Raw genomic sequence first — 22,459 nt, forward strand, 5'->3', positions numbered from 1 at the left:
ATGGCCCGCTCCCGCAAGGAGAACGAGCACCGGCTGCCGATCCACCCCGAGCACCTGCACGCGGTCGACGAGGACCTCCGCTCCCAGCTCTTCCTCGAGCAGGGGTATGGCGTGCCCTTCGGCATGTCCGACGATGCTCTGGCGGGCCTGGTCGGGGGAGTGCGGACGCGCGAGGAGCTGATCGCGGAGTGCGACGTCATCCTGCTGCCGAAGGTGCAGGCCGAGGACCTGGCGGAACTGCGGGACGGGCAGGTGGTCTGGGGCTGGCCGCACTGCGTCCAGGACGCCGGGATCACCCAGGAGGCGGTCGACCGGCGTCAGACGCTCATCGCGTTCGAGGCGATGAACCACTGGTCGCGCGGCGGCAACCACCTGCTGCACGTCTTCCACAAGAACAACGAGCTGGCCGGTTACTGCTCGGTGCTGCACGCCCTGCAGCTCATCGGGTCGACCGGCAGCTACGGCCGCAAGCGGCGCGCGGTCGTCATCGGCTTCGGGGCCACGGCCCGCGGTGCCGTGACCGCGCTGAGCGCCCTCGGGGTCGCAGACGTCCGGGTGCTGACCCAGCGCAAGGTGGCTGCGGTCGCCTCACCGATCCACTCCGTCGACATCGTCCACGTCGACCAGGACGAGGACCCGGCGCTGACGACCGTCGTGACCACCGAGGGCCGGGTGCCGCTGGCGCCCTACCTCGCCGACAACGACATCGTCGTCAACTGCGTGCTGCAGGACACGGCTGCGCCGTGGACCTTCCTCACCGAGGACGACCTGAGGCTGTTCCGGTCGGGGAGCCTGGTGGTGGACGTCTCGTGCGACGAGGGGATGGGCTTCTCCTGGGCCCGGCCGACGACGTTCGAGGACCCGACCTTCGTCGTGGGCGACAACGTCACCTACTACGCCGTCGACCACAGCCCGTCCTACCTGTGGGGCTCGGCGACGTGGGAGATCAGCCTGGCGCTGCTGCCGCACCTGCGCACGGTCCTGTCCGGCCCGGGCGCATGGGAGGCCGAGCCGACGGTCGGCCGCGCGGTCGAGATCCAGGACGGGCAGATCCGCAACCCGGCGATCCTGGCGTTCCAGGGCCGCGAAGCCACCTACCCGCACCGACGCCAGGCCGACAGCACCAGCTAGTGGTGCCCGAGGACGACGACGGAGGCCCGGGATGCGGCATACCCCGCACTATCTGATGACCGACCCCGAGGAGGTCCGGCGGCTGATCCGGGCCCACCCGTGGGCGACGATCGTCTCGCCGGTGAGCACCGGGCTGGTCGCCTCGCACTACCCGGTCATCCTCGACGAGAGTGCCGACGGCCCGGGCATCACGATCCTCAGTCACGTCGGGCGCCCGGACGACCGGCTGCACGAGCTGGGGCGGCACGAGATCCTGGTCATCGTGCAGGGGCCGCACGACTACGTCTCGCCCAGCTGGTATGCCCCCGGCGACCTCGTGCCGACCTGGAACCACGTGACGGCGCACCTTTACGGGAGGCCCGAGGTCCTCGACGAGGAGGAGAACTACGCGGCGCTCTCTCTCCTGACCGACCACTTCGAGAAGGGCCGATCTGGTGGTCGCTCGCTCGCCGAGGACGAGCCGGCCACCCGGCGGGAGGCCAGGGGAGCGGTGAGCTTCCGGATGCGGGTCGACCGGTTCGACGCCCGCGCCAAGCTCAGCCAGAACAAGGCGCCTGAGGTCGTGGACCACGTCATCGAGCATGTGGGGGAGGACAACCCCAACCTGGCGGACGAGATGCGGCGTGTCCGTGAGACTTCCCGCGGGGAGTGACTTCGCCACGTGACGGTCGGCAGGTGACTCGCCGCTGCCCAAGAGAATGCCTATGGAGGGGTAGCGCCCGGGAGTTGCCGGAGCGACGTCGAGGCCCGCCAGGTCGCGTTGCGGGCTGATCACCCGCGCCTCAGCCACGTCGCGCGCTCACCCTCAGGGGGTCTGTCAGTGGCGAGTCATACATTTGTCCTATGGGGGAGAGATGGAACGGGGAGGTGCTCCGGACCACCGCGGGGGCGGTGCTGGAGGGTCGGCCCCCGGTGCCCCGGATGCCGGGGGAGCGGGTGGTGGGGTGCCTGCGGGAGGCCGGTCGGGAGGCGACGTTCGCGGACCTGGCGGCCCAGGAGGTCGGGCTCGTCCAGGACGCCGACCTGGCGTCCGGGCTGGAGCTGGTCGCGACGGTGGCATCCGCGCTGGAGCGGGCCCGGGTGCGGATGGCCTGCGAGGCCGCGGCGCGAGGGCTGCACACCGAGCAGGGCATGAGCCTGGCCGACTGGCTGGCGCTTCGATGCCCCGACCTGGCCCGTCCGGTGCTGCACGACCTGGTCCGGGTCGCCCAGGCGGGGCAGGAGGCGGTGCACGAGCCCCTCATCGACGGTCTGCTGACGAGAGGTATGCCGCTGGCGCGGGCGGCGAGGCTGCACCGGGCACTGACCCGGGTGCGGGGGGCGCTGGGGCCCGAGGGCTACGGGAGCGCGGTGGAGCTGCTGGCCGACGCGGGGTGCAACCCGGTCTTCGAGGACGCCGACGTCGGGAAGATCGTGACCCAGCTGGTGCGGGTGTGCCTGCCGGAGAAGGACCACGAGGAGCGGGCACGGGCGAAGCGCGAGCTGCGGGACGTGCACGAGTCGTCCCTGGCCGACGGGTCGGTGCGGCGGATCATCTGGACCTTCGGCGACGACGCTGACTACGAGGCGGTCCGGGCGATCCTGCGATCACCGCTGGCGGCGCCCGCGTCGCGGGAGGAAGTCGAGGCCACCGGCGAGGAGGACCGGCGGACCCCGGGCCAGCGGCGCTACGACGCCCTGCTGACGGTGGTGCGCCGCGGGGTGGCCGGCACCGAGGGTCAGCCCACGACGGCGAAGGCGACGCTGCTGGTGACGATGGACCTGCAGACCCTGCAGCGCAGCCTGGCAGAGGCCGGTGGCGAGCTGCCCGGCTGCGGCGCGACCGTCGAGGGGGCATCGGTCAGCGCGGAGTCGATCCGCCGGCTGGCGTGCGAGGCCGACATCATCCCGATGGTCCTGGGTGGGGCCTCCGAGGTGCTCGACCAGGGGCGTAGCAAGAGACTGGTCACCCCGGGGCAACGGATCCGGTTGGCAGTCCGGGACGGCGGGTGCACGATCCCCGGGTGCACGGTGCCCGCGACCTGGTGCGACGCCCACCACATCGTGGCCTGGGCCAACGGTGGCCGGTCCGACCTCGACAACTACGCCCTGCTCTGCGAGCGGCACCACACCTGGGTCCACCAGCGGGGGTTGACTGCGACGGTGCTCGAGGACTGCGTCATGTGGCACCTCAGATGACCCTGCTCCGCACCGGCCCCAGCGGGGCCGGCGCAGCAGCATGCCCGGCCGCGTGAACGGGGACAGGTAGTTGCTGATCCCGACGTGTGCACGAAGATAGGCCCGTGGATCAGCACGAGCTTCTCATCCGTCACGCCGTCGCCTGGGCCGACAAGCGCAAGCAGCCGCTCGACCGTGAACTCCTCGAGACGGTCCTCAACCTGCGCGACTTCCACGACGCGACCGCGCCGCAGGAGTGGCCGGCGGGCAGCGCCGAGCACCTCATGCTCGTCCGCTGGCCCTCCCACGGGCCCTCCGGCGTGCCCGACGTCGACCGGCTCGCCGAGACGCTGGACAGCTTCTGGCGGTTCCTGCGCGGCACCGGCCGGATGGCGTCCTCCTCGGCCGATCCCCGCGAGCTGGCGAAGGAGGCGCGGCGTGCGGCGCCGCGCATGCCGGACGCCTGCGCCGACCCGACGCGGCACGGTGCGGCGAAGTCACTGGTGGAGTTCGGCGAGAGCATCGGGCTGTCGCTCGACGGCGCCGGGTCGATGGAGGAGCTCAACCAGCGGATGCAGCAGATCATGGAGGCGTGGAACGCGCTGCCCGACGACCAGCGGATGGCCATGTCCCCCTCCTCAGCGCACCAGGGGAGCCTGCGCGGGATGGCGGCCACCGACCTCATGGCCTCTCTCCTGGCGGGCGACGACGATGTCGACGACGTCTTCGGCCTCGGGGACGAGGACGGCAACATCCCCTTCGCCGACGTCCCGGAGGTCGCCGCCGACGTGCGGGCGGCGCCGTTCGTGCAGCAGTGCCGGCGCCTGGTCGAGTGGGTGGGGGAGCGGGGCCGGGAGATCACGCCCAAGCAGGTGCTGCGCCTGGCCCCCGCCCGCGAGGCGTACGACCGGCTCGGGCTCGGCGAGTGGGAGCGCGAGGGTGCGCGGCTGGCCTACGGCGACCTGGTGGCCGAGTTGCCGCCGGAGGCGCAGGAACGCTGGACGGCGACGGCGACGACGCGAGAGTCCTTCCGCAGCGCGGCGGACTGCCGCCCCCTGGACCGGCTGTGGACGGCCTGCCTCGAGGCGGGCGTGATCGAGCTGAGCCGCACCCGGGCCTACGCCGCCTGGGACGAGCCCAGCTCCGACGAGGAGTGGCGCCATCTCGGCGTCGTCCTGGCCAGCGCCGTGATGATCCATGCCGCCCCGGTCCGCCTGCCACCGCTGATGGGGGCGTTGCTGCACCTGCTCGACCCCCAGCGACGCTCGCTGCCGCTCGCGGAGCTCGAGGAGTGGTGGTGGGACAGCCCGAAGAACTACCTGACCGAGCTCGGCTACCGCGACGAGAGGGCTCGCCTGCACAGCGACAGCGCCCTGCACCGGGCGCTGCACGAGATGGACGACCTGGGGGTATGGCGCAGGGATGGGGAGGCGCTGCTGCCCACCGCGCTCGGGCACGACGTTGCCTTGATGGCTTCGACCCTCGTCGAGGAGGGCGTCATCGACTACTGAACGTCAGGTCGTCGGATCGGCAGGTCGGCAGGTCGTCTGGTCGGCAGGGCCGGAGGCATCCCCGGTCCCGCGCGTCACCGACGGACGTCGTCACCTCGCAGCGCAGACCGCAGGAGCGTCGCCACCTGCTCCTCGCTCACCGGCTCAGGGTTGGACCCCGGGATCGCCACCGTCGCCAGCTCGGCGGCCAGATCCACGTCGTCCTCGGTGAGGCCGAGCTCGCCGAGCGACCCGGGCGCACCCACCTCCCGGGCGAGATCCCACAACCCGGCGGCAGCGTCGGGGGTGCCGAGGGCCTCGGCGATGCGGGACGCGGAGTCCGGGTCCGCGGGCGCGTTGTAGGCCACGACGTACGGCAGCACCACGGCGTGGGTCTGGGCGTGGGGCAGGTTGAAGGTCCCGCCGAGGACGTGGCAGATCTTGTGGTGCATCCCGGCCCCCGCCGAGGCCAGGGCCACCCCGGAGAGGTAGGTGCCGTAGAGCACCTGCTCGTGTGCGCGCAGGTCCTCGGCATCGGCGCGGAGGCCGCGCAGCCCCGGGACCAGCGCGCGCATCCCCTCGCCGGCCAGGGCTCCGTTGATGGGGTCGGCGCGCGGGGCCCACAGGCTGTCCACGGCGTGGGCCAGGGCGTTCAGCCCGGAGTGGGCCGCGAGGTCGGGCGGCAGGCCCTGGGTCAGCGTCGCGTCGTAGACCACCACCCGCGGCAGCACACGGGGGTCGGTCCCGGTGGTCTTGCGCTCGTCCTGCGTCATCCCCCAGATGTCGGTCGCCTCCGACCCGGAGAAGGTGGTAGGCACCGCGACGACGGGCAGCCCGGTGTCCCGGGCGACGATCTTGGCCAGCCCGGTGGCCGAGCCGCCGCCGATGGCGACGACCGCGTCCGCGTCCACCTCCCGGGCGAGCGCGACCGCCGCGCGGGCCCGCTCCGCCGGCACGTGCTGGACGACCTCGCCGATGTGGCCCGCGACGTCGAGCTCCGTGGAGATCTCGTCCACGACCTGGTCCGCGTGACTGCCGCCGACGAGCAGTGGCCGTGAGGCCCCCAGGTCCCGCAGCGCGGCGGCGATGTTCGTCGCGGCCGCCCCGGCGCCGAAGAGCACCCGCTGCCCCAGGGTGGTGTGGTCGAACCTGATCTCCATACGATCCTCTCCCTCGTGCCGCACCGGCGGTGCGGTCATCGGCCGGCCGTGGCACTGACGGTATGCCGCAGCAGCCGGGCGGTGAGCTCGGCCGCCGTGGCGGTGACCTCGTGCTCGCTGCCCGGTTCGATCAGCGAGGTGAGCCGGGCGTCCAGGCTGCGCAGCCAGGCCTCGGTCTGAGCCATCCGGGTGCGGGGCACCCAGGGGTCAGCCTCGCACCCGGCCAGCAGGGCCGGCATACCGCCGAAGCTCCCGGAGAAGGAGACCGTCTCGTCCTCGGTCCCGACGTACCCCCCGGTGAGGAGCACCAACCCGGCATACCTGGCGGGGTGCAGCAGCGCCCAGTGCGCCAGCAGGCACGCCCCCTGGGAGAAGCCGAGCAGCACCACCTTCTCCGGCGGGTATCCCGCGGCGGCGAGCCGGCCGAGGTGCGCGTCGACCGCCTCCAGCGACCAGGCGAGCCATGGGTCGTCATGAGGCCGTTCCTCCATGAAGCCGTACGGGTACCACGTCCGCCCGGCCGCGGCCGGGGCGTGCCACCGCAGACCCTCCACGTCGAGGCGCTCGGCGAGGGCGTGCATGTCGGCGGGCGACTGGGTGCGGCCGTGCACCGCGAGCACGGCGACGGGTGCATCCTGCTCGCCCCAGCACTCCGCACCGGGGGCCAGGTGAGGGTTGTCGCCGGCCGGCGGTCGTGCCGCTGCCGCGGAGCTGGTCACACCTGGATCGGCTCGAGCTGGGACATGATCTGGCTGCGCTCGGACTCGAACTGGGGCGGCAGCATGAAGGCTTGGCCGAGCTCCTCGGGCGACTCGTCGCAGTCCCAGCCGCCCTCGCTGTGGGTCACGGCCAGCTCGAAGAGGGCACCGCCGGGCATCCGGACGTAGTGGGACTTGAAGTAGGTGCGGTCCTTGAGCTCGGAGATGTCGGTGTAGCCCGCACCCTCGATGTCGAACTTGACCTGCTCCTGGTTCTCCAGGTCCCCGAGGTTCCACGCGAAGTGGTGGTAGGTGCCCGCACCGAAGCGCCAGGTGCCCTGGTCGTCGGTGCGGTTGCCGCGCAGCTCGACCCAGTTGCCGTGCTTGGCGTCGCCGACCCGGAACCGGGCCAGGTCACCGTCCTCCTCGACGTCGCCGGCGAGGAAGAACGCCTCCTGGCCGAAGTCGACCGACCGGTCCTGGTCGTAGACGTGGATGCCGATGCCGTGGATGCCGTGGACCGCGTGCTCGCGGGTCACGCCCGCGGCCTCGTGGCCGACGCGGGGGTCGTCGTCGCTCTCGACGAACTGGTACTCGATCCCAGACGGGTGGGCGAAGGCGAGCCGGCGGGCGCCGAAGACCTCGATCGAGGAGCTGTCCACCTCGTGGTCGGCGAGCCGCTTGGCCCACCAGTCGAGCGAGCCGTGGGGGACGGCCAGGAGCACCTCGCGGGCCTGGTTGGTGCCGCGGCTGCCGTAGAGGTTGGCCTGCGCCCACGGGAACGTGGTGATGACCGAGGACGGGTCACCCGCCGCGTTGGAGTAGTAGAGGTGGTAGACCGGCTTCGAGCCGTCGTAGAGCACCGTCTTCTTGATGAAGCGCATGCCCAGCACCTGCGTGTGGAAGTCGACGTCCTCCTGGGCGCCGGCGACCGAGAGCGTGACTACGAGGCGCTCTTCGCCGGGGCGGCGAGCTCGGTGCTGCGCGAGGAGCTCGGGGTCGTCCAGGCGCGGGTGCGGGTGCTGTGCGCCTCCAGCCTGTCCGAGACCGGTCGCGGCGCGACGGCGATCCGCGAGCTCCGGGCCGTGGTCCAGGCGATCGTCGAGTGCGACGGACCCCGCGCCGCGGCTCTCATGCGCGAGCACATCGCCTTCGCCGCCGCCGCCACGCTGCGCACCCTCCCGCGTCCGGACTGAGATCCGTGCAGGCTCACGCCCGCCGATCGGCATCGATACGCGCAGGGCATCAATCCGTACTCACTTTGTCTTGCGGCTGTCCTGATTGATCTCTACCGTCGATCAATGAAGCCGGATCGACCGGCCCCGGGACGGAGAGCGACGATGACGATCGAGACGCGGCACCTGCGGTGCTTCCTCGCCGTCGCCGAGACCCTGCACTTCGGTCAGGCCGCCGAGCGCCTCCACCTCGCCCAGCCCGCGGTCTCCCGCACCGTCGGCCAGCTCGAGCGCGAGCTGGGCACCCTCCTGCTGGAGCGCACCACCCGGTCGGTCTCGCTGACCCCGGCGGGGGAGGAGTATGCCGAGCGGGCCCGCGGGCTGCTCGCCCAGCTCGACCTGGCGGGGGAGGCGGCGCGTGACATCGCCGCCGGACGCTCGGGCGTCCTGCGGGTCGGGGTGACGGGGTCGGCCACCTACGGCTACCTGCCGGCCCTGGCCCGTGTCGCCGCCCAGGCCATGCCCGATGTCCACCTGCACGTCGAGACCGAGCTGCTCACCCCGCAGCAGGAGCACGCGCTGCTCGAGGACCGCCTCGACCTCGGCGTCCTGCGCAGCCCGATCGGCTCGCCCGACCTGCAGCACGTCCTCGTGCGTCCCGAGCGTCTCGTCGTCGCGCTCCCCGAGGACCACCCCCTCGCCGCCGGCGACCCCGACGCCGTCGTCGACGTCGCCTACCTGGCCGACGAGGACTTCGTCACCTACGCCGACCGCAGCGGCTCGGTCGTCCTGCGCACCGTGCTCGCCGCCTGCGAGGACGCCGGCTTCGTCCCACGCCGCCCGCACCAGGTCACCGCCACTTCCACCGCCGTCGCGCTCGTCGCCGCCGGCCGCGGCGTCGCGCTGCTGCCCGAGTCGGCGAGCGCCCTGACCCTGGGCGGCGTCACCTTCCGGCCGACCTCCACCCGTCAGCGCCTCGACCTGACCCTGGCCTGGCCGGCGCACCGCCGCCGCCCCGTCGTGACCCGGCTGCTGCGGGCGCTGCACGAGGCCGGCCTGGCGCCCGCGCTTCCCGCTGTGCCCCCCGCATCGGGCGGCGCACCCCATACCTCGGCACCTGCCGCACCCACCCCGGCAGCGGCCACGACCCCACGGAGGGCGAGCGCGTGAGCGACCTGACCATCGAGAGCGTGGAGGCGATCCCGTTCGCCATCCCCTACCGCAAGGCGTTGCGCTTCGCCTCCGGCGAGGTGCGCACGGCCGAGCACGTGCTGCTGCGCGTCCGCACCGCCGGCGGGCTGCTCGGGCAGGCGGAGGCGCCGCCGCGGCCCTACACCTACGGGGAGACGCAGGCCTCGATCGTCGCGGTGGTCGACCAGCTCTTCGGCCCGGCGCTCGTCGGCACCAGCGCCCTCGACCGCGAGGAGCACCGCGCCCGGCTCTCCCGCACCGTGGGCAACCCCACCGCCAAGGCAGCGCTGGACATGGCCGTCTGGGACGTGCTCGGGCAGGCGCTCAGGCAACCCGTGCACCGCCTGCTCGGGGGGTATGCCGACTCCCTGCGGGTCTCGCACATGCTCGGCTTCGACCGGCCCGAGGTCATGGTCGCCGAGGCGCAGCGGATGATCGACGAGCACGGGATCACGACGTTCAAGGTCAAGGTCGGGCAGCAGCCCTACACCCTGGACGTGGCCGTGGTCCGCGCGCTGCGGGAGGAGTTCGGCGACGACGTCGAGCTCTACGTCGACGGCAACCGCGGCTGGACCGCCTCGGAGTCGGCCCGCGCGCTGGCCGAGATGGCCGACCTCGGGCTCACCCTCGCCGAGGAGCTCAACCCCGCCGACGACGTCCTCGGCCGACGCTGGCTGGTGCAGCAGTGCCCCGTGCCGTTCGTCGCCGACGAGTCCGCGACCACGCCGGCCGAGGTGACCCGCGAGGTGCTGGGCGGCTCGGCGACCGCCGTGTCCGTCAAGACCGCGCGCACCGGCTTCTCCGAGAGCCAGCGCGTGCTGCACCTGGCCGAGGGGCTGGGCGTCGAGGTCGTCATGGGCAACCAGATCGACGGCCAGGTCGGCACGTTGTGCAGCGTGATCTTCGGCGCCGCGCACCGGTCCACCTCGCGCCGCGCGGGGGAGCTGTCCAACTTCCTCGACATGAGCGACGACCTGCTGGCCGAGCCGCTCACCATCACCGGCGGCCGGATGGCCGCCCCGACCGAGCCCGGGCTGGGCCTGCGCCTCGACGAGGACAAGCTCACCCGCTACCGGCAGGACCGCTGAGGCGGGCCGGCACGGCATACCGAAGCAGCACCACACCGCACAAGAATCCCCACCCTGCGAAGGAGCAGATCATGAGCGAGACCCAGACCCGCACCGAGTTCGACGCCAAGGCCGCCGAGTCCGGCGCCGGCGCCACCGAGGCCTTCCGCGCCAAGCAGAAGGCCGCCGCCCTCGACGTCCCGGCCGAGCGCGTCAGCGCGATGGCCCGCGACGCCCTCGAGGCGATCCACGACGTGATCCGCAAGCACCACATGACCTACGAGGAGTACGACGCGCTCAAGGCGTGGCTGATCCAGGTCGGCGAGGACGGCGAGTGGCCGCTCTTCCTCGACGTCTGGGTCGAGCACGTGGTGGAGGACGTCAACACCTCCCACCGCGAGGGCTCCAAGGGCTCCATCGAGGGGCCGTACTACGTGCCCAACGCTCCCGAGCAGGGGGCCGACGGGACGATCCCGATGCGCGACGACGAGCCGGGCACCCCCCTGGTGTGGACGGGCCAGGTCACCTCGACCACCGGGAAGAGCCTCGGCGGCGCCAAGGTCGAGCTGTGGCACGCGGACAGTAACGGCTTCTACAGCCAGTACGCCCCCGGCCTGCCCGAGTGGAACCTGCGCGGCACCTTCACCACCGACGAGGAGGGCCGCTTCTCGATCCGGACCGTCCAGCCGGCGCCCTACCAGATCCCCACCGACGGCGCGTGCGGCAAGCTCATCGCCGCCGCCGACTGGCACGCGTGGCGCCCCGCCCACCTGCACGTCAAGGTGTCGGCCCCCGGCCACGAGCTGCTCACCGCTCAGCTCTACTTCCCCGGTGACCCGCACAACGACGACGACATCGCCGCGGCCGTCAAGCCCGAGCTCGTCCTCGACCCGCAGGAGGGCGAGGACGGCTCGCGTACCGTCGACTACGGCTTCGTCCTGGACCCGGTGTCGGCCGACTCGCCGACCACCCGTTGACGACGACCGACGTCGACGAAGGAGCCCGGATGCTGTTCATGGTGCGTATGCAGGTCACCCTCCCGCCGGACCTCGACCCGGTCCGGCGGGAGGACCTGGTGGCCGCCGAGAGGAAGTACTCCCAGGGGCTGCAGGAGTCCGGCAAGATCGCCGCGATCTGGCGCGTCTCCGGACAGTTCGCCAACTACTGCCTCTTCGACGTGGCCTCTCACGAGGAGCTCCACGAGTGCGTCTCCGGGCTGCCGATGTTCGCCTTCATCACCACCCAGGTGGAGGCGCTCAGCCGGCACCCGAACGCGATCGAGCGCTGAGGACGGAGACCGGGTGATGACCGAGCTCACCCTCCACGGCACCTGGCTGACCCCGGACCGGGGACGACCCCTGCTCGTCGTCGGCCCGTCCCTGGGCACCGGCGTCGCGGCGCTCTGGGACCGGTGCGCCCGCACCCTGGCCGCCGCGGCCGACGTGGACGTCCTGGGCTGGGACCTGCCGGGCCACGGTGACGGCCCGCCGCATGACGCAGAGTTCACGGTGGAGGACCTGGCCGGCGCGGTCGTCAACCTCGTCGAGACCGCCCGGCCGGGGGCCGCCTTCCGGTATGCCGGGGTGAGCGTCGGCGGGGTCGTCGGGCTCGCGCTCGCGCAGGGCGAGGCTCTCGCGGCGCGGGGACACGACCCGGCCCGCGTGCGGGGGAGCGCGGTCATCTGCTCGGCCGCCAGGCCGGGCACGCCGCAGGCCTGGCAGGAGCGGGCCGACCTGGTCCGCCGTGAGGGGATGTCGGTCATGGTCGAGGGGTCGAGACAGCGGTGGTTCGCACCGCGCTTCGTGGAGCGGGAGCCGGAGGCGGCGGGCGCTCTCCTGGACACGCTCGAGCACGCCGACCCGGCCTCCTACGCCCGGGTGTGCGAGGCCCTCGGCCAGGCCGACCTGCGCGCGAGGCTCGGGTCGATCGCCATACCCGTGCTCGTCCTCGGCGGCCGGCACGACCCCGTCTTCCCGCCCGAGCAGCAGCAGGAGCTGGCCGCGGCCGTGCCGGGCGCCCGCCTGGTCATCGTCCAGGACGCCGCCCACCTGGCCCCCGCCGAGGCGCCCGAGGAGGTGGCCTCGCTGCTGGCCGGGTGGGTGGGCGACGGCACTGATGAGGCATCTCCACAGCGGTAGTACGGGAGTACGGGTGATCCAGTACAGTCGTCCGTATGAAGACGACGATCGACATCCCTGACGCGCTGGCTGCGGAGGCGAAAGATGCTGCCCGGCGGTCGGGCGCGACCCTCCGGGAGCTCGTCCTGTCAGGCCTGAGGGCGGAGGTGGCCCGACGCCAGCGCACGGGTGTGGTCGACTTCCACTTCCCGACGGTGGCCGGAGACGGGCTCAGCGCGGACGTGGCGCCGGAGGAGGCTGTGGCGAGGTCCTACGAGTTGCCCTCGTGATCGCGGTCGACACCAACCTTCTCGTCTACGCGCACCGTGAGGACACTCCCCACCACGCCAGGGCCTCCGAGGTCCTGAGTGCCCTGGCTGTCGGCCGGGCCATCTGGGCCATCCCGTGGCCGTGCCTGCACGAGTTCCTCGCGGTGGTCACCCATCCACGGATCTACCGCCCCCCGACCTCTACCGCGGTCGCGCTGCAGGCCGTCGACGCCCTCGTCGCTCTCCCCACCGTTCATCTCCTCTCCGAGACGTCGGACCACCACGCCATCCTGACGAGGCTGGTGAGTGTGCCCGCCGTGGTCGGCCCGAAGGTCCACGACGCCCGGGTCGCCGCGATCTGTCTGGGTCACGGGGTGGACACGCTCTGGTCCGCGGACCGGGACTTCTCGTGGTTTCCCGACCTTCGTGTCGTCAACCCCCTGACGCGGTAGGGCATCGAGGGAGTGGCCGCAGACCTGGACCTCCACGGGCCGCGTTCCATGGTGTCCAGCGGCCGGGGGATCACAATCTCCTCGTGCACCCTCGGTTCACCTCGGGTCATGAGGCGCCCGGGTCGCGGAACACGCGGGCCAGCGACCGGGCGGCCAGCACGAAGGCGAAGAGGAAGAGCGTCCCGCCGAGCAGCGGGTTGAGGTCGATCGTCGGTGTGAGGGCGGGGCCGCCCCCGGCGACCAGCAGGATGACGCCGCTGAGCGTCAGCACCGAGGCCAGGACGGTGATGACGAGGTGGTTGACCACGCTGGTGATGTAGGAGCGGTCGGAGGGGTCGGCCAGCCAGCGGACCCGCAGCTGCGCCTCACCGCTCTGGACGGCGGCTGCGATCGCGTCGACCCGGCGGGGGAGCCGCTGCAGGACCGGTAGCGCGTGGACCAGGTGCTCCTCGAGGGCGGCGCGCACCTCGGGCGGGCTGAGCCGGCGCCCCAGGTAGTCCTCACCGGCCGACCGGGACGCGGTCACGAGGTCCAGATCGGGGTCCAGGGCGCGCAGGGTCCCCTCGAGGGCGCCGAGTGCCCGGAAGGCGGCCGCGATCTGGGGCGGGACGGTGAAGCCGTGCCGCACGACGAGCACGAAGAGGTCGCCGAAGACGCTGGAGGTGGGCCCGGCGCTGCCGCTCTGCACCCGGGAGATAACCGCGCCGACCTCGCGCTCCAGGGCCCGGTCGTCCAGGCCGGCCGGGGCGTCGATGACGTCGCAGAGGGCGTCGACCGCACCCAGGGAGTCGCCGCGGTCCACCGCGAAGAGCAGCCGTCCGACGGCGTCACGTGCGGTGCGGTCGAGCCGTCCGACCGACCCGTAGTCGAGCAGGGCCAGCCGTGCGGCTGCCGGGTCACGGCCGGGCGATTTCCCGGCGGAGGTCTCGCCCCCGCCCCCGCCGCGCTCGACGAGCACGTTGCCCGCGTGCAGGTCGGCGTGGAAGACGCCCGTCTGCAGCACCTGGTTGAGCACGCTCGCCAGCAGCGCCCGGGCGAGCCGCTCTCGCGTCGACGGGTCCAGGCCGGACGTCGCGTCCGGGCGGGAGAGGGGGACACCGGCGGCGCGCTCCATCACCAGCACCCGGGCCGTGGTGAGCGAGGGGTAGGTGGCGGGCACGCGCACGGCAGGCGGGCCGCCGTCCTGCTCCGCCGCGGCCTTCACCCCCGCCGCCACCGCCTCGGCGTTCGCCGCCTCGACGCGGTAGTCCAGCTCCTCGCGCAGGCTCTCCGCGAAGCCCTCCGCCAGCGAGCGGATCCCCAGGGCCCGCCCCCACGGGGTGGTGCGCTCCAGCCACGCCGACATCCGCAGGACGATGTCGAGATCCGCGCGCACCTGGGCGTCGGCCCCGGGTCGCTGGACCTTGACGACGACGGGTGATCCGTCAGCCAGCCGGGCGCGGTGGACCTGCCCCACGGAGGCGGCCGCGAGGGGCGCCTCGTCGAGCTCGGCGAAGGCCTCGCGCCAGTCCTCGCCCAGCTCCGCGCGCAGCACCTGCTCGATCCTCGCCCACGGCTCCGGCGGGGAGTCCGCCTGCAACCGGCCGAGCTCGGCCGCGAGCTCCAAACCCACGACGTCGGGGCGGGTGCCCAGCATCTGGCCCAGCTTGACGAAGGTGACCCCTCCGTCGGCGAAGGCCCGGCGCAGCTGCCGGCCCAGGAAGGCCCGGTCCTGGTGCTCGGGCAGGCGCGACCCCGCGCGCAGAAAGCTGCCCAGCCCGTGCCGGACGGCGACCGCGACGATCTGGCCGTACCTCCTGCTGCGGCGCCGCCGGGCGGGCAGGTCGCGCAGGAACGCGACCGGCGACGGGAGGCTTCCCGTCGGGGCGACAGCCTCAAGCAGGACCAGGCCACCCACACCCAGGGCGACACCCCACGCCACCAGCAGCAGGAGCACCAGGCCGACGACCGTGATGTCGGGTGACTGCTCCAGCTGGTCGGTGCCGGTGGGCAGGCCCAGCCGCTCGCTGGTGAGCTCCAGGAAGCCGCTCATCCCGCCGGTGACGACGATCGCCACCACGAGCGTCCGGAGCCAGCCGACGGGGACCCCCAGGAGCCGGCGGGTGAGCACGAAGAGCAGGGCGGTGTTGACGACGAAGCCGATGGCCGTGAGGACGGGCGTCACTGGTCTCCCTCTCGTTCTGCTTCACCGATCCTAGAGCCGGCGCCAGGTGACCAGGCCAGGTGTCGAGCAGTCGGATGAGACGTCAGCGCCCCGGCGCCAGGACGAGGAACCCGACCAGCCGCGTGGCCTCCGCGAGACGTTCGTCATACGTCACCACGCCCTGGAGGTCGTCCTCGAGCATGAGCGCGGCGGCCAGGTGCAGGGCGTCGAGGGAGCGTAGCCCGGGTGGGTCCAGGCGGGCCGCCTCCTCGAAGACGCCGGTGTCCATCCGCAACACCGTGAGCGTGTCCATCACCTGCCGCGCCAACGGCGCCTGATCCGGCCTCACCCGGCGTACGGCTCGGAAGAGCTCGGTCCGGGCGAGATCGGAGGTCACCAACGCGTCCGACCGTGCCTCGATCCATCGGCGGAGCTCGTCTGACCCCGGCTCAGGTGCGACCAGTTTCACCAGGGCGGACGTGTCCAGGTAGTAGCCCATCAGTAGCGCTGGTCCTCGCGGTCCTGGCCAAGAGCCTCTGACAGTGCGGTGCTCGGTGCGCCCTGGGGCCGGGGGAGGTCGGCCAGGGGGAGTCGGGGTGGTCGGGCTCGCCCGGCGATGACGAGAGCGGACGTGCGGCTGACACCGAGGGGGACCAGTCGTGCGACCGGACGGCCGTGATCGGTGACCACCAATGCCTCACCGGCTGCGGCCCGGGCCACCGCCGCCGAGGCGTTCTGCTTCAGCTCACGAATGCCGATCGTGCGTTCTGCCATGCCCACCTCCAGTGAATGTGCTACAGCGTAGCACTTTGGACGTGCGCGTCGTCACGGCTGGGTCACGGCCTGAAGCGCGGTCCGTGGGTGCAGGGCGTTACCGTCGCGCCATGCAGAGCGGAGGAGCATGGCAGGACCGCCCCGTCGTGCGCTGGGGCGTCCTCGCTGCCGAGTCACTCTTCTGCACTGTCGGTGTCGTCCTCACCTTCACCGGCCGCCCGGTGAGCGGCACGCTGATCGTCGTGGGTGCCATCCTCCTCACGGCTCTCCACGTCGGATATCGACAAGTGACCAGCGATGAGCGAGAAGACATCGAGGGAGCCACGCTGATCCACCTGACCCGAGTAAGGCCGGTCGTGGACGAGCGAGCCGAGGTCTTTCTCGATCCTCAGCGATGCAAGATCTGGTCGCGCGCGCTGTGTGGGTCCTGGCCCTTCCTACGCCGTGCCGCCTACGGCTTCCGGGGCACGCCGACCAAGGGTGATCAGGGGTTCAACGTCGGGCGGGACGTGCGGTGGGCCATCCACTTCACGCCACCCCCGGGGGCCAGAATGCTGGTTCGCGGTCAAGCGGTGGCCCTGCTGGACGGTTACCGAGGTCCCGCGGTCGTCGAGCAGCTTCAGCCGTCCACCGACGGGCGCCGCAAACGACGAGGCCCACGAGTCGACGAGGACCACTCTCACGCCGTGACGCGATCTCCGCCGACGCTCCTGGACCGGTCGTCCCGCGGTCAGTGACCCCGGAACGCCTCCCCCAGCCACCAGGACGCCTCGCCCCGGGTGACCTTGGCGTGGACAAGCATCGGACCGGTCCCGCCGCCGGCCACCCAGTCGCGCACCGGGCCGAGGTCATCGACCGCGGTGACGGTGACCGCCTGCATCCCGTAGCCGCGCCCGATCGCCGCGATGTCGGTCGCGGGGAACTGCACGGTGGCCAGGTCGTGGCCGTCCGGTCCGAAGTGGTGCACCTCGGCGCCGTACGCCTCGTCGTCGTAGACCACCACCAGCATGGGCAGGCCGAGGCGCGCCACCGTCTCCAGCTCGGCCGCGCCCATCAGCGCACCCCCGTCACCGAGCGCCGCCACCGGCAGCCGGTCCGGCCGCGCGAGGGCTGCGCCGATCGCGGTGGCCAGGCCCAGCCCGACCGACTGGAAGGCCTGTGTGAAGCAGAATCCTTCCTCGTCCGGGACCGACAGGAACATGCTGGGGTAGCCCATGAAGTTGCCCGAGTCGACCGCCACCACGCGCTCGGCGGGCAGTACGTCGTCGAGCGCGATCGTCAGGGTGCGCGGGTCGATCCGCCCGTCTCCGGTCCGGTCGTCGAAGGGCACGTCGCGCCACCGCAGCTGCGTGGCAAGGCGCTCGCGCACCTCGGACGCCCGGTATGCCGTGCGTCTCACCCCGAGCGCCTCAGCCACCGCCTCGGCCGTGCGCGCCACGTCGCCGACCACGCCGAAGGTCAGGTCACGGTGGGCACCGATCGCCTCCGGGGTGTCGTCGACCTGCACCACGGTCGCGCCGTCGGCGATGAGGCGCCCGTGGCGCATCGTCCACATGTTGAGGGCGCACCCCCAGCCGACGATGAGGTCGGCGTCACCGACCAGCTCGGCCGTCAACGGCGAGGAGAACCCTCCCGAGACGTCGAGCTGCCAGGGGTCGTCGGCGAAGAGACCCTTGGCGACGGCCGATGTCGCCAGCAGGGCCCCCGCCTTGTCAGCCAGTGCCCGCAGCGCGTCACGCGCCCCGGCCGACCGGCCGCCGCGCCCGGCGACGAAGACCGGCCGCTGCGCCGTGGCCAGCGCGGCCGCCAGCCGCCGCACATCCTCCGCCGACGGCGCGACCGGCTCCGGCGCTGACGGCAGGCCGACCCCGTCGAGCGCGCCGTCCGGCGCCTCCTGGCCCTGCACCGGCAGCGGCAGGTTGAGCACCACCGTCCGGCGGCCGTGCGCCGCCTCGGCCACCGCGGCCACGGTCTGAGCGACCGCCTCCTGCGCCGAGGTCACGCGGTGCGGCACCGCGCCGACCGCCCGTGCGATCGCCTCCTGGTCGACGAAGAAGTTGGACCGCCGCTCCGTCACCTCGGCCGCGACCACCACCAGCGGGGTGCGCGACTTGGCCGCCTCGGCGATGCCGGTCATCGCGTTGGTGAAGCCGCACCCCTGGTGGACGGTGAGCGCCGCAGGCCGGCCCGAGACGCGGGCATACCCGTCGGACGCGGTGGCACCACCGCCCTCGTGGCGCGTCGCGACATACCGTGCCCCGGCGGCGACCATCGCGTTGGTGACGTGGAAGTTGCCGGAGCCGACCACCCCGAAGACGTGGTCGACCCCGCAGGCGACCAGGGCCCGCCCGACCGCCTCTGAGACGAGCATGGGACGGGCCCGTCCTAGTGCTCGACGAGGGCGAGCACGCGCACGGGCGAGCCCGAGCCGTCCACGATCTTCAGCGGCGAGGCCATGACCATCGCGCCGGTCGGCGGCAGCTTGTCGAGGTTCTGCAGCTGGGCCAGGCCGTACTTGCCGGCGCCGAGGAGCAGCGCGTGGCAGGGGAACGGCGGGTCGAAGGAGTGCGCGGCGCCCGCGTCGGTCCCCACCGTCTCCACGCCGATGCCGACGAGGTCGGTCTCCTCGGCGACCCAGCGGGCGCAGTCGACCGACATGCCCGGGCTGGTCGGGCCGGTCTCGGTGTTGTTGATCATGTCCTGCTGCGTGGTGCGGCTCGACCAGCCGGTGCGGCAGAGCAACCAGCCGCCGGCCGGCAGCGGGCCGTGCTCGGCGACCCAGGCCTCGACGTGCTCGCGCTCGATGAGGAAGTCGGGGTCGGCCTCGACCCGGTCGACGACGTCGAGGACCGCGGCCGGGCGCAGGAACACCCCGACGGGCACGCTGGAGATGTCGTCCAGGTCCTGGCCGGTCACCCAGTGCTTCGGGGCGTCGAAGTGGGTGCCGGTGTGCTCGCCGGTGCGGAAGTTGTTCCAGTACCACGCCGGGCCGCGGTCGTCGTAGCGGCTGATCTCCTCGAGCTGGAAGGGCCAGGTCTGGCCGAACTGCGGCGGCAGCTCCAGGATCGGGGTGTCGGAGGACAACGGCGCGGTGAGGTCGACGACCTCGACGCTGCCCTCCCTCAGGGCGTCGGCGAGCTGGGCGAGGACGGACATGGGCACCTCCGGCGCGGGGCTGATGAGCGGGTGTGCACACCCTAGGCCGGTCGTGCGTCGGCGGTGGGACCTAGGCTCGATCCATGAGGCACGTGCGGCTTGTCTACCCCCACCAGCTGCACGCCGCCCAGCTGCAGGTCGACCGCGGCACGAGGCTCGTGGTCGTGGAGGACGACCTGCTCTACCGCCAGCTGCCCTTCCACGCCCACAAGCTCGTCCTGCACCGCGCCTCGGTCTCGCGCTTCGTGGACCGGGCGCGCGAGGCGGGGCTCGACGTCGACGTCGTGGAGTCGAGCGCCGACCGTTCCTCGGGGGCGGGGCTCGTGGAGCTGGTGGAGCGGCTGCGGCCCGAGCGGGTCACCGTGCTCGACGTCGCCGACGACTGGCTCGGTCGGCAGTGCCGCGACCAGCTGCGCGAGGGCGGGTACGAGCTGCGGCGCGAGGACGTGCTCGACACCCCGGCCTTCCTCACGACCCGGGCCCAGGTCTCGGAGCAGCTGGGTGGAGGGCCGACCCGGATGCAGCACTTCTACGCCTGGCAGCGACGCCGGCTCGACGTCCTCATGGACGGGGAGCAGCCGGTCGGCGGCCGCTGGTCCTTCGACACCGAGAACCGTCGCCGCCTGCCGAAGGACCACCCCGTCCCGGACCCGTCGCTGGGGCCGGTGCGACGGCATACCCGCGTCGCGGAGGCGGTCGAGTGGGTGGCCGAGCACTTCCCCGACGCCCCCGGCGACCCGTCCACCTTCGCCTGGCCCACCTCGCCGCGGGAGGCCGACGCGGCGCTGAGGCGCTTCCTCGACGAGCGGTTCGCCCAGTTCGGGCCCTACGAGGACGCGATCAGCGCCGAGCACCCGGTGCTCTTCCACTCCGCGCTCAGCCCGGCCATCAACTGCGGGCTCCTCGACCCCGACCAGGTCCTGGCGCGGGCGCTGGAGGCCGCCGACGACCAGGACGTCGACCTGCCCAGCCTCGAGGGTTTCGTGCGCCAGCTCATCGGGTGGCGGGAGTACATGCGCGGCACCTACCGCCTCTACGGCCGGCGCATGCGCAGCAGCAACGTGCTGGGCCACGGGCGCCCCATGCCGCAGGGCTGGTGGGACGGCACCACCGGGCTCGAGCCGGTCGACCTGGTCATCCGGCGCGTGCTGGAGCGGGGCTGGGCGCACCACATCGAGCGGCTCATGGTGCTGGGCAACGCGCTCTGCCTGCTGCGCGTCGACCCCGAGGAGGTGTGGCGCTGGTTCATGGTGATGTTCGTCGACGCCTACGACTGGGTGATGGTGCCGAACGTCTACGCGATGAGCCAGTTCGCCGCCGGGGAGGCCATCACGACCAAGCCCTACGTCTCGGGCAGCAACTACCTGCGCAAGATGTCCGACCTGCCGCCTGGGGACTGGCGTCAGGCGTGGGACGGTCTCTACTGGAGCTTCGTCGAGGACCACCGGGAGGCCTTCGAGGCCAACCCGCGCTCCTCCTTCGCGGTGCGGAGCCTCGACGGGATGGACGAGGCCAAGATCGCGGCGCACCGGGAGGCCGCCGCCCCCTGGCTCGGGCGCTGAGGGGTATGCCGTGCCGCCCGGCACGGACGACCGGCACCTGAGTCCCCGGCGGCTCCCGGTTGACGCCGGGGCCGGCTCCTGGGAAGCATGCGGGTCATGTACCTCATCGTCGTGAAGTTCCCCGTCCGGCCCGAGTCCGCCGACCGGTGGATGGACATCGTGGCCGACTACACCGCCGCCTGCCGCGCGGAGGAGGGCAATCTCTTCTTCGAGTGGTCGCGCAGCGTGGAGGACCCGTACGAGTTCGTCCTCGTCGAGGCCTTCACCGACGAGGGCGCCGCCGCCCACGTGCAGAGCCCCCACTTCCAGCAGGGCATCGACGCGATGCGCCCCCACATCACCCGCACCCCCCGGATCGTCTCCCGGCAGGTCGACGGCGACGGCTGGGACGAGATGGGCGAGCTGAAGGTGGAGTGAGCCCCGACCCCAGCACCGCGGGCGCCCCGATCCGGTCGCTGCCCACCTCCGTCACCGGTTTCGTGGGCGCCGCCAACACCGGGCCGTTCGGCACCCCTGTCGTGGTGACGAGTGCCGCCGAGTACCACGCCACCTTCGGCCCCAGCCTCGACGCAGACCGCCCGCTCGGTCACGCGGTGGACCTCTTCTTCGCGAACGGGGGCGCGCACGCCGTGGTGGTGCGGGCCGCCGGGTCGGCCCCGGAGGAGCTGGTGCCGGCGCAGGGTCCTGGCGGCGTCCACGCCTTGGACGGCAGGGGGGTCACGGTGCTCGCGGTGCCGGGGCTGACCGCGGCCCACCCCGACCAGGTGCGGGTCGCGTTGTCCTGGTGCGCCTCATACCGGGCCGTCCTGCTCCTCGACCTGCCGCCCGGTCCGTGGACCCCGGCGACCGAGGCGGCGATCGCCCAGGTGGGGGACCACCGAGAGCGGGCGGCGACGTACCACCCCTGGGTCGTCGTGGGCGGCGCGAGCGTCCCGCCGTCGGGAGCGGTCGCCGGCGTCATCGCCCGCACCGACGCGGCGCGGGGGGTGTGGAAGGCGCCGGCGGGCGTGGAGGTGCGGGGGATCGAGAGCCTCGCCGAGGCGGTGGATGCCCGGGAGGGTGACCGGCTCACCCAGCTCGGCGTCAACCCGTTGCGCGAGTTCTCCGGGCGGGGGCGGCAGGTATGGGGTGCCCGCACCCTGGCCGCGGCGCAGACGAACGACCCGGCCAGGCGCTACCTCAACGTGAGACGGCTCACCGACCATGTCCTGGCCTCGCTGGAGGCTGGGCTGCTCTTCGTGCACGACGAGCCGAGCGAGCCGGGGCTGTGGATGCGGGTCCGGCAGCTGGCCGAGGACTTCCTGCACGGGCTGTGGCGGCAGGGGGCGTTGCGGGGGGCCAAGCCGGAGGAGGCGTTCGGCGTCCGGTGCGGGCCGGGGGAGACGATGACGAACGCTGACCTGCAGGCTGAGGTGGTCGTGCTCCAGGTGTTCTTCGCGTCGATGCGGCCGGCGGAGTTCGACGTCCACACCCTGCGGCTGGAGGCGGCTATGCCGTCGGGTGGGTCGGCCCCGACGCCGCAGGTCGTGGTCGCGGGAGAGGTTGCGTTCGCCGCGGAGGGTGCGGTCACCGGGGAGGTCGACGAGCTCGCTGTGGACCTCGACCGGGTGGTCTCGCGCTACATCGGCGAGACGGAGAAGAACCTGGCCCGGCTCTTCGACCGGGCCGAGCGGTCGGGGGAGGTGCTGGTGTTCGACGAGGCGGACGCGCTCTTCGGCAAGCGGACGGAGGTGCGGGACGCGCACGACAAGTACGCGAACGATGAGGTCAGCCGCCTCGTGCAGAAGATGGCGCGGGAGCGTGGGGTACCGGTGCGGTGCGTCGGAGGCGGCCCGGTCCTCCCCGGTGACCGTGGGTCGAGGGGTGCTTGCGGGGCTTGGTGACAGGTCGATCCAGCGAGCCACCTGGCCCTTGTCG

At 72.8% G+C, this 22,459-nt stretch carries 24 protein-coding genes; 16 read left to right on the plus strand and 8 right to left on the minus strand.

What is annotated here, in order from left to right:
* From E3Z34_RS07050 to E3Z34_RS07065, 4 genes are all read left to right on the plus strand, one after another.
* Window positions 1-1,131 (plus strand): N(5)-(carboxyethyl)ornithine synthase, encoded by a 1,131-nt coding sequence (locus tag E3Z34_RS07050; RefSeq protein ID WP_134774797.1) that lies wholly within the window; start codon window positions 1-3, stop codon window positions 1,129-1,131.
* Between the two features lie 31 nt (window positions 1,132-1,162).
* Window positions 1,163-1,783 (plus strand): FMN-binding negative transcriptional regulator, encoded by a 621-nt coding sequence (locus tag E3Z34_RS07055; RefSeq protein ID WP_134773037.1) that lies wholly within the window; start codon window positions 1,163-1,165, stop codon window positions 1,781-1,783.
* Window positions 1,784-1,974: 191 nt separating this feature from the next.
* Window positions 1,975-3,309: an HNH endonuclease signature motif containing protein gene (locus E3Z34_RS19425; protein WP_134773038.1), complete on the plus strand. Its 1,335-nt coding sequence runs from the start codon at window positions 1,975-1,977 to the stop codon at window positions 3,307-3,309.
* A gap of 104 nt (window positions 3,310-3,413) precedes the next feature.
* Window positions 3,414-4,799 (plus strand): hypothetical protein, encoded by a 1,386-nt coding sequence (locus E3Z34_RS07065; RefSeq protein WP_134773039.1) that lies wholly within the window; start codon window positions 3,414-3,416, stop codon window positions 4,797-4,799.
* A gap of 74 nt (window positions 4,800-4,873) precedes the next feature.
* Here E3Z34_RS07065 and E3Z34_RS07070 read toward each other — a convergent pair whose 3' ends face one another.
* Genes E3Z34_RS07070 through E3Z34_RS07080 form a run of 3 tightly spaced genes read right to left on the minus strand, consistent with a single transcriptional unit; the run spans window position 4,874 to window position 7,520 of the window.
* Window positions 4,874-5,938, minus strand: a complete 1,065-nt coding sequence (locus E3Z34_RS07070) for a maleylacetate reductase (RefSeq protein WP_134773040.1) — start codon at window positions 5,936-5,938, stop codon at window positions 4,874-4,876.
* A gap of 35 nt (window positions 5,939-5,973) precedes the next feature.
* A complete protein-coding gene (locus tag E3Z34_RS07075) occupies window positions 5,974-6,657 on the minus strand; it encodes an alpha/beta hydrolase (RefSeq protein ID WP_134773041.1) in 684 nt (227 codons plus the stop codon).
* Window positions 6,654-7,520: a VOC family protein gene (locus E3Z34_RS07080; protein ID WP_238695399.1), complete on the minus strand. Its 867-nt coding sequence runs from the start codon at window positions 7,518-7,520 to the stop codon at window positions 6,654-6,656. Before E3Z34_RS07080 ends, E3Z34_RS07075 begins: the two co-directional genes overlap by 4 nt.
* 15 nt (window positions 7,521-7,535) lie before the next feature.
* Between E3Z34_RS07080 and E3Z34_RS18725 the strand changes: the two genes are divergently transcribed.
* The 8 genes from E3Z34_RS18725 to E3Z34_RS07115 all read left to right on the plus strand — a co-directional run bounded on the left by E3Z34_RS18725 (window position 7,536) and on the right by E3Z34_RS07115 (window position 12,907).
* Window positions 7,536-7,832, plus strand: coding sequence for an FCD domain-containing protein (locus E3Z34_RS18725; protein ID WP_238695400.1), 297 nt, complete (start codon window positions 7,536-7,538; stop codon window positions 7,830-7,832).
* A 144-nt stretch (window positions 7,833-7,976) separates the two neighbouring features.
* Complete coding sequence (locus E3Z34_RS07085; protein ID WP_202977043.1) at window positions 7,977-8,981, plus strand: LysR substrate-binding domain-containing protein; 1,005 nt, start codon at window positions 7,977-7,979, stop codon at window positions 8,979-8,981.
* Complete coding sequence (locus E3Z34_RS07090; RefSeq protein WP_338043789.1) at window positions 8,978-10,090, plus strand: mandelate racemase/muconate lactonizing enzyme family protein; 1,113 nt, start codon at window positions 8,978-8,980, stop codon at window positions 10,088-10,090. Before E3Z34_RS07085 ends, E3Z34_RS07090 begins: the two co-directional genes overlap by 4 nt.
* A gap of 71 nt (window positions 10,091-10,161) precedes the next feature.
* The gene (gene catA / locus E3Z34_RS07095) at window positions 10,162-11,046 is read left to right on the plus strand and encodes a catechol 1,2-dioxygenase (RefSeq protein WP_134773043.1); all 885 of its coding nucleotides are present in this window, start codon (window positions 10,162-10,164) and stop codon (window positions 11,044-11,046) included.
* 29 nt (window positions 11,047-11,075) lie between these two features.
* The gene (locus E3Z34_RS07100; protein WP_134773044.1) at window positions 11,076-11,357 is read left to right on the plus strand and encodes a muconolactone Delta-isomerase; all 282 of its coding nucleotides are present in this window, start codon (window positions 11,076-11,078) and stop codon (window positions 11,355-11,357) included.
* Window positions 11,358-11,373: 16 nt separating this feature from the next.
* The gene (locus tag E3Z34_RS07105; protein WP_134773045.1) at window positions 11,374-12,207 is read left to right on the plus strand and encodes an alpha/beta fold hydrolase; all 834 of its coding nucleotides are present in this window, start codon (window positions 11,374-11,376) and stop codon (window positions 12,205-12,207) included.
* Window positions 12,208-12,242: 35 nt separating this feature from the next.
* Window positions 12,243-12,476 carry a hypothetical protein gene (locus tag E3Z34_RS07110; RefSeq protein WP_134773046.1) on the plus strand — a complete coding sequence of 78 codons (234 nt, stop codon included), beginning with the start codon at window positions 12,243-12,245 and terminating at the stop codon, window positions 12,474-12,476.
* Window positions 12,473-12,907, plus strand: a complete 435-nt coding sequence (locus E3Z34_RS07115; protein ID WP_134773047.1) for a type II toxin-antitoxin system VapC family toxin — start codon at window positions 12,473-12,475, stop codon at window positions 12,905-12,907. The genes E3Z34_RS07110 and E3Z34_RS07115 overlap by 4 nt, the downstream gene beginning before the upstream one ends.
* 106 nt (window positions 12,908-13,013) lie before the next feature.
* Here E3Z34_RS07115 and E3Z34_RS07120 read toward each other — a convergent pair whose 3' ends face one another.
* From E3Z34_RS07120 to E3Z34_RS07130, 3 genes are all read right to left on the minus strand, one after another.
* Window positions 13,014-15,071 carry an ABC1 kinase family protein gene (locus tag E3Z34_RS07120; RefSeq protein ID WP_134773048.1) on the minus strand — a complete coding sequence of 686 codons (2,058 nt, stop codon included), beginning with the start codon at window positions 15,069-15,071 and terminating at the stop codon, window positions 13,014-13,016.
* An 82-nt stretch (window positions 15,072-15,153) separates the two neighbouring features.
* Window positions 15,154-15,549, minus strand: a complete 396-nt coding sequence (locus E3Z34_RS07125; RefSeq protein WP_134773049.1) for a type II toxin-antitoxin system VapC family toxin — start codon at window positions 15,547-15,549, stop codon at window positions 15,154-15,156.
* Window positions 15,549-15,824: a type II toxin-antitoxin system prevent-host-death family antitoxin gene (locus E3Z34_RS07130; RefSeq protein ID WP_134773050.1), complete on the minus strand. Its 276-nt coding sequence runs from the start codon at window positions 15,822-15,824 to the stop codon at window positions 15,549-15,551. Before E3Z34_RS07130 ends, E3Z34_RS07125 begins: the two co-directional genes overlap by 1 nt.
* Window positions 15,825-15,934: 110 nt before the next feature.
* On the opposite strand from E3Z34_RS07130, the gene E3Z34_RS07135 reads away from it, so the two are divergent.
* Window positions 15,935-16,561 (plus strand): hypothetical protein, encoded by a 627-nt coding sequence (locus E3Z34_RS07135; RefSeq protein ID WP_134773051.1) that lies wholly within the window; start codon window positions 15,935-15,937, stop codon window positions 16,559-16,561.
* On the opposite strand, the gene E3Z34_RS07140 is transcribed toward E3Z34_RS07135, so the two are convergent.
* Both E3Z34_RS07140 and E3Z34_RS07145 read right to left on the minus strand, forming a co-directional pair.
* Complete coding sequence (locus E3Z34_RS07140; RefSeq protein ID WP_134773052.1) at window positions 16,555-18,195, minus strand: thiamine pyrophosphate-binding protein; 1,641 nt, start codon at window positions 18,193-18,195, stop codon at window positions 16,555-16,557. The genes E3Z34_RS07135 and E3Z34_RS07140 overlap by 7 nt on opposite strands.
* A 14-nt stretch (window positions 18,196-18,209) precedes the next feature.
* Window positions 18,210-18,980 (minus strand): cyclase family protein, encoded by a 771-nt coding sequence (locus tag E3Z34_RS07145; protein ID WP_134773053.1) that lies wholly within the window; start codon window positions 18,978-18,980, stop codon window positions 18,210-18,212.
* 83 nt (window positions 18,981-19,063) lie between these two features.
* On the opposite strand from E3Z34_RS07145, the gene E3Z34_RS07150 reads away from it, so the two are divergent.
* From E3Z34_RS07150 to E3Z34_RS07160, 3 genes are all read left to right on the plus strand, one after another.
* Window positions 19,064-20,542, plus strand: coding sequence for a cryptochrome/photolyase family protein (locus E3Z34_RS07150; RefSeq protein WP_134773054.1), 1,479 nt, complete (start codon window positions 19,064-19,066; stop codon window positions 20,540-20,542).
* Window positions 20,543-20,638: 96 nt separating this feature from the next.
* Complete coding sequence (locus E3Z34_RS07155; protein ID WP_134773055.1) at window positions 20,639-20,959, plus strand: putative quinol monooxygenase; 321 nt, start codon at window positions 20,639-20,641, stop codon at window positions 20,957-20,959.
* On the plus strand, window positions 20,956-22,425 hold the full coding sequence (locus E3Z34_RS07160; RefSeq protein WP_158288630.1) for a phage tail sheath family protein: 1,470 nt from the start codon (window positions 20,956-20,958) through the stop codon (window positions 22,423-22,425). The genes E3Z34_RS07155 and E3Z34_RS07160 overlap by 4 nt, the downstream gene beginning before the upstream one ends.
* Window positions 22,426-22,459: the final 34 nt, after the last annotated feature.

The organism is Ornithinimicrobium flavum, assembly GCF_004526345.1.
GTDB lineage: Bacteria > Actinomycetota > Actinomycetes > Actinomycetales > Dermatophilaceae > Ornithinicoccus > Ornithinicoccus flavus.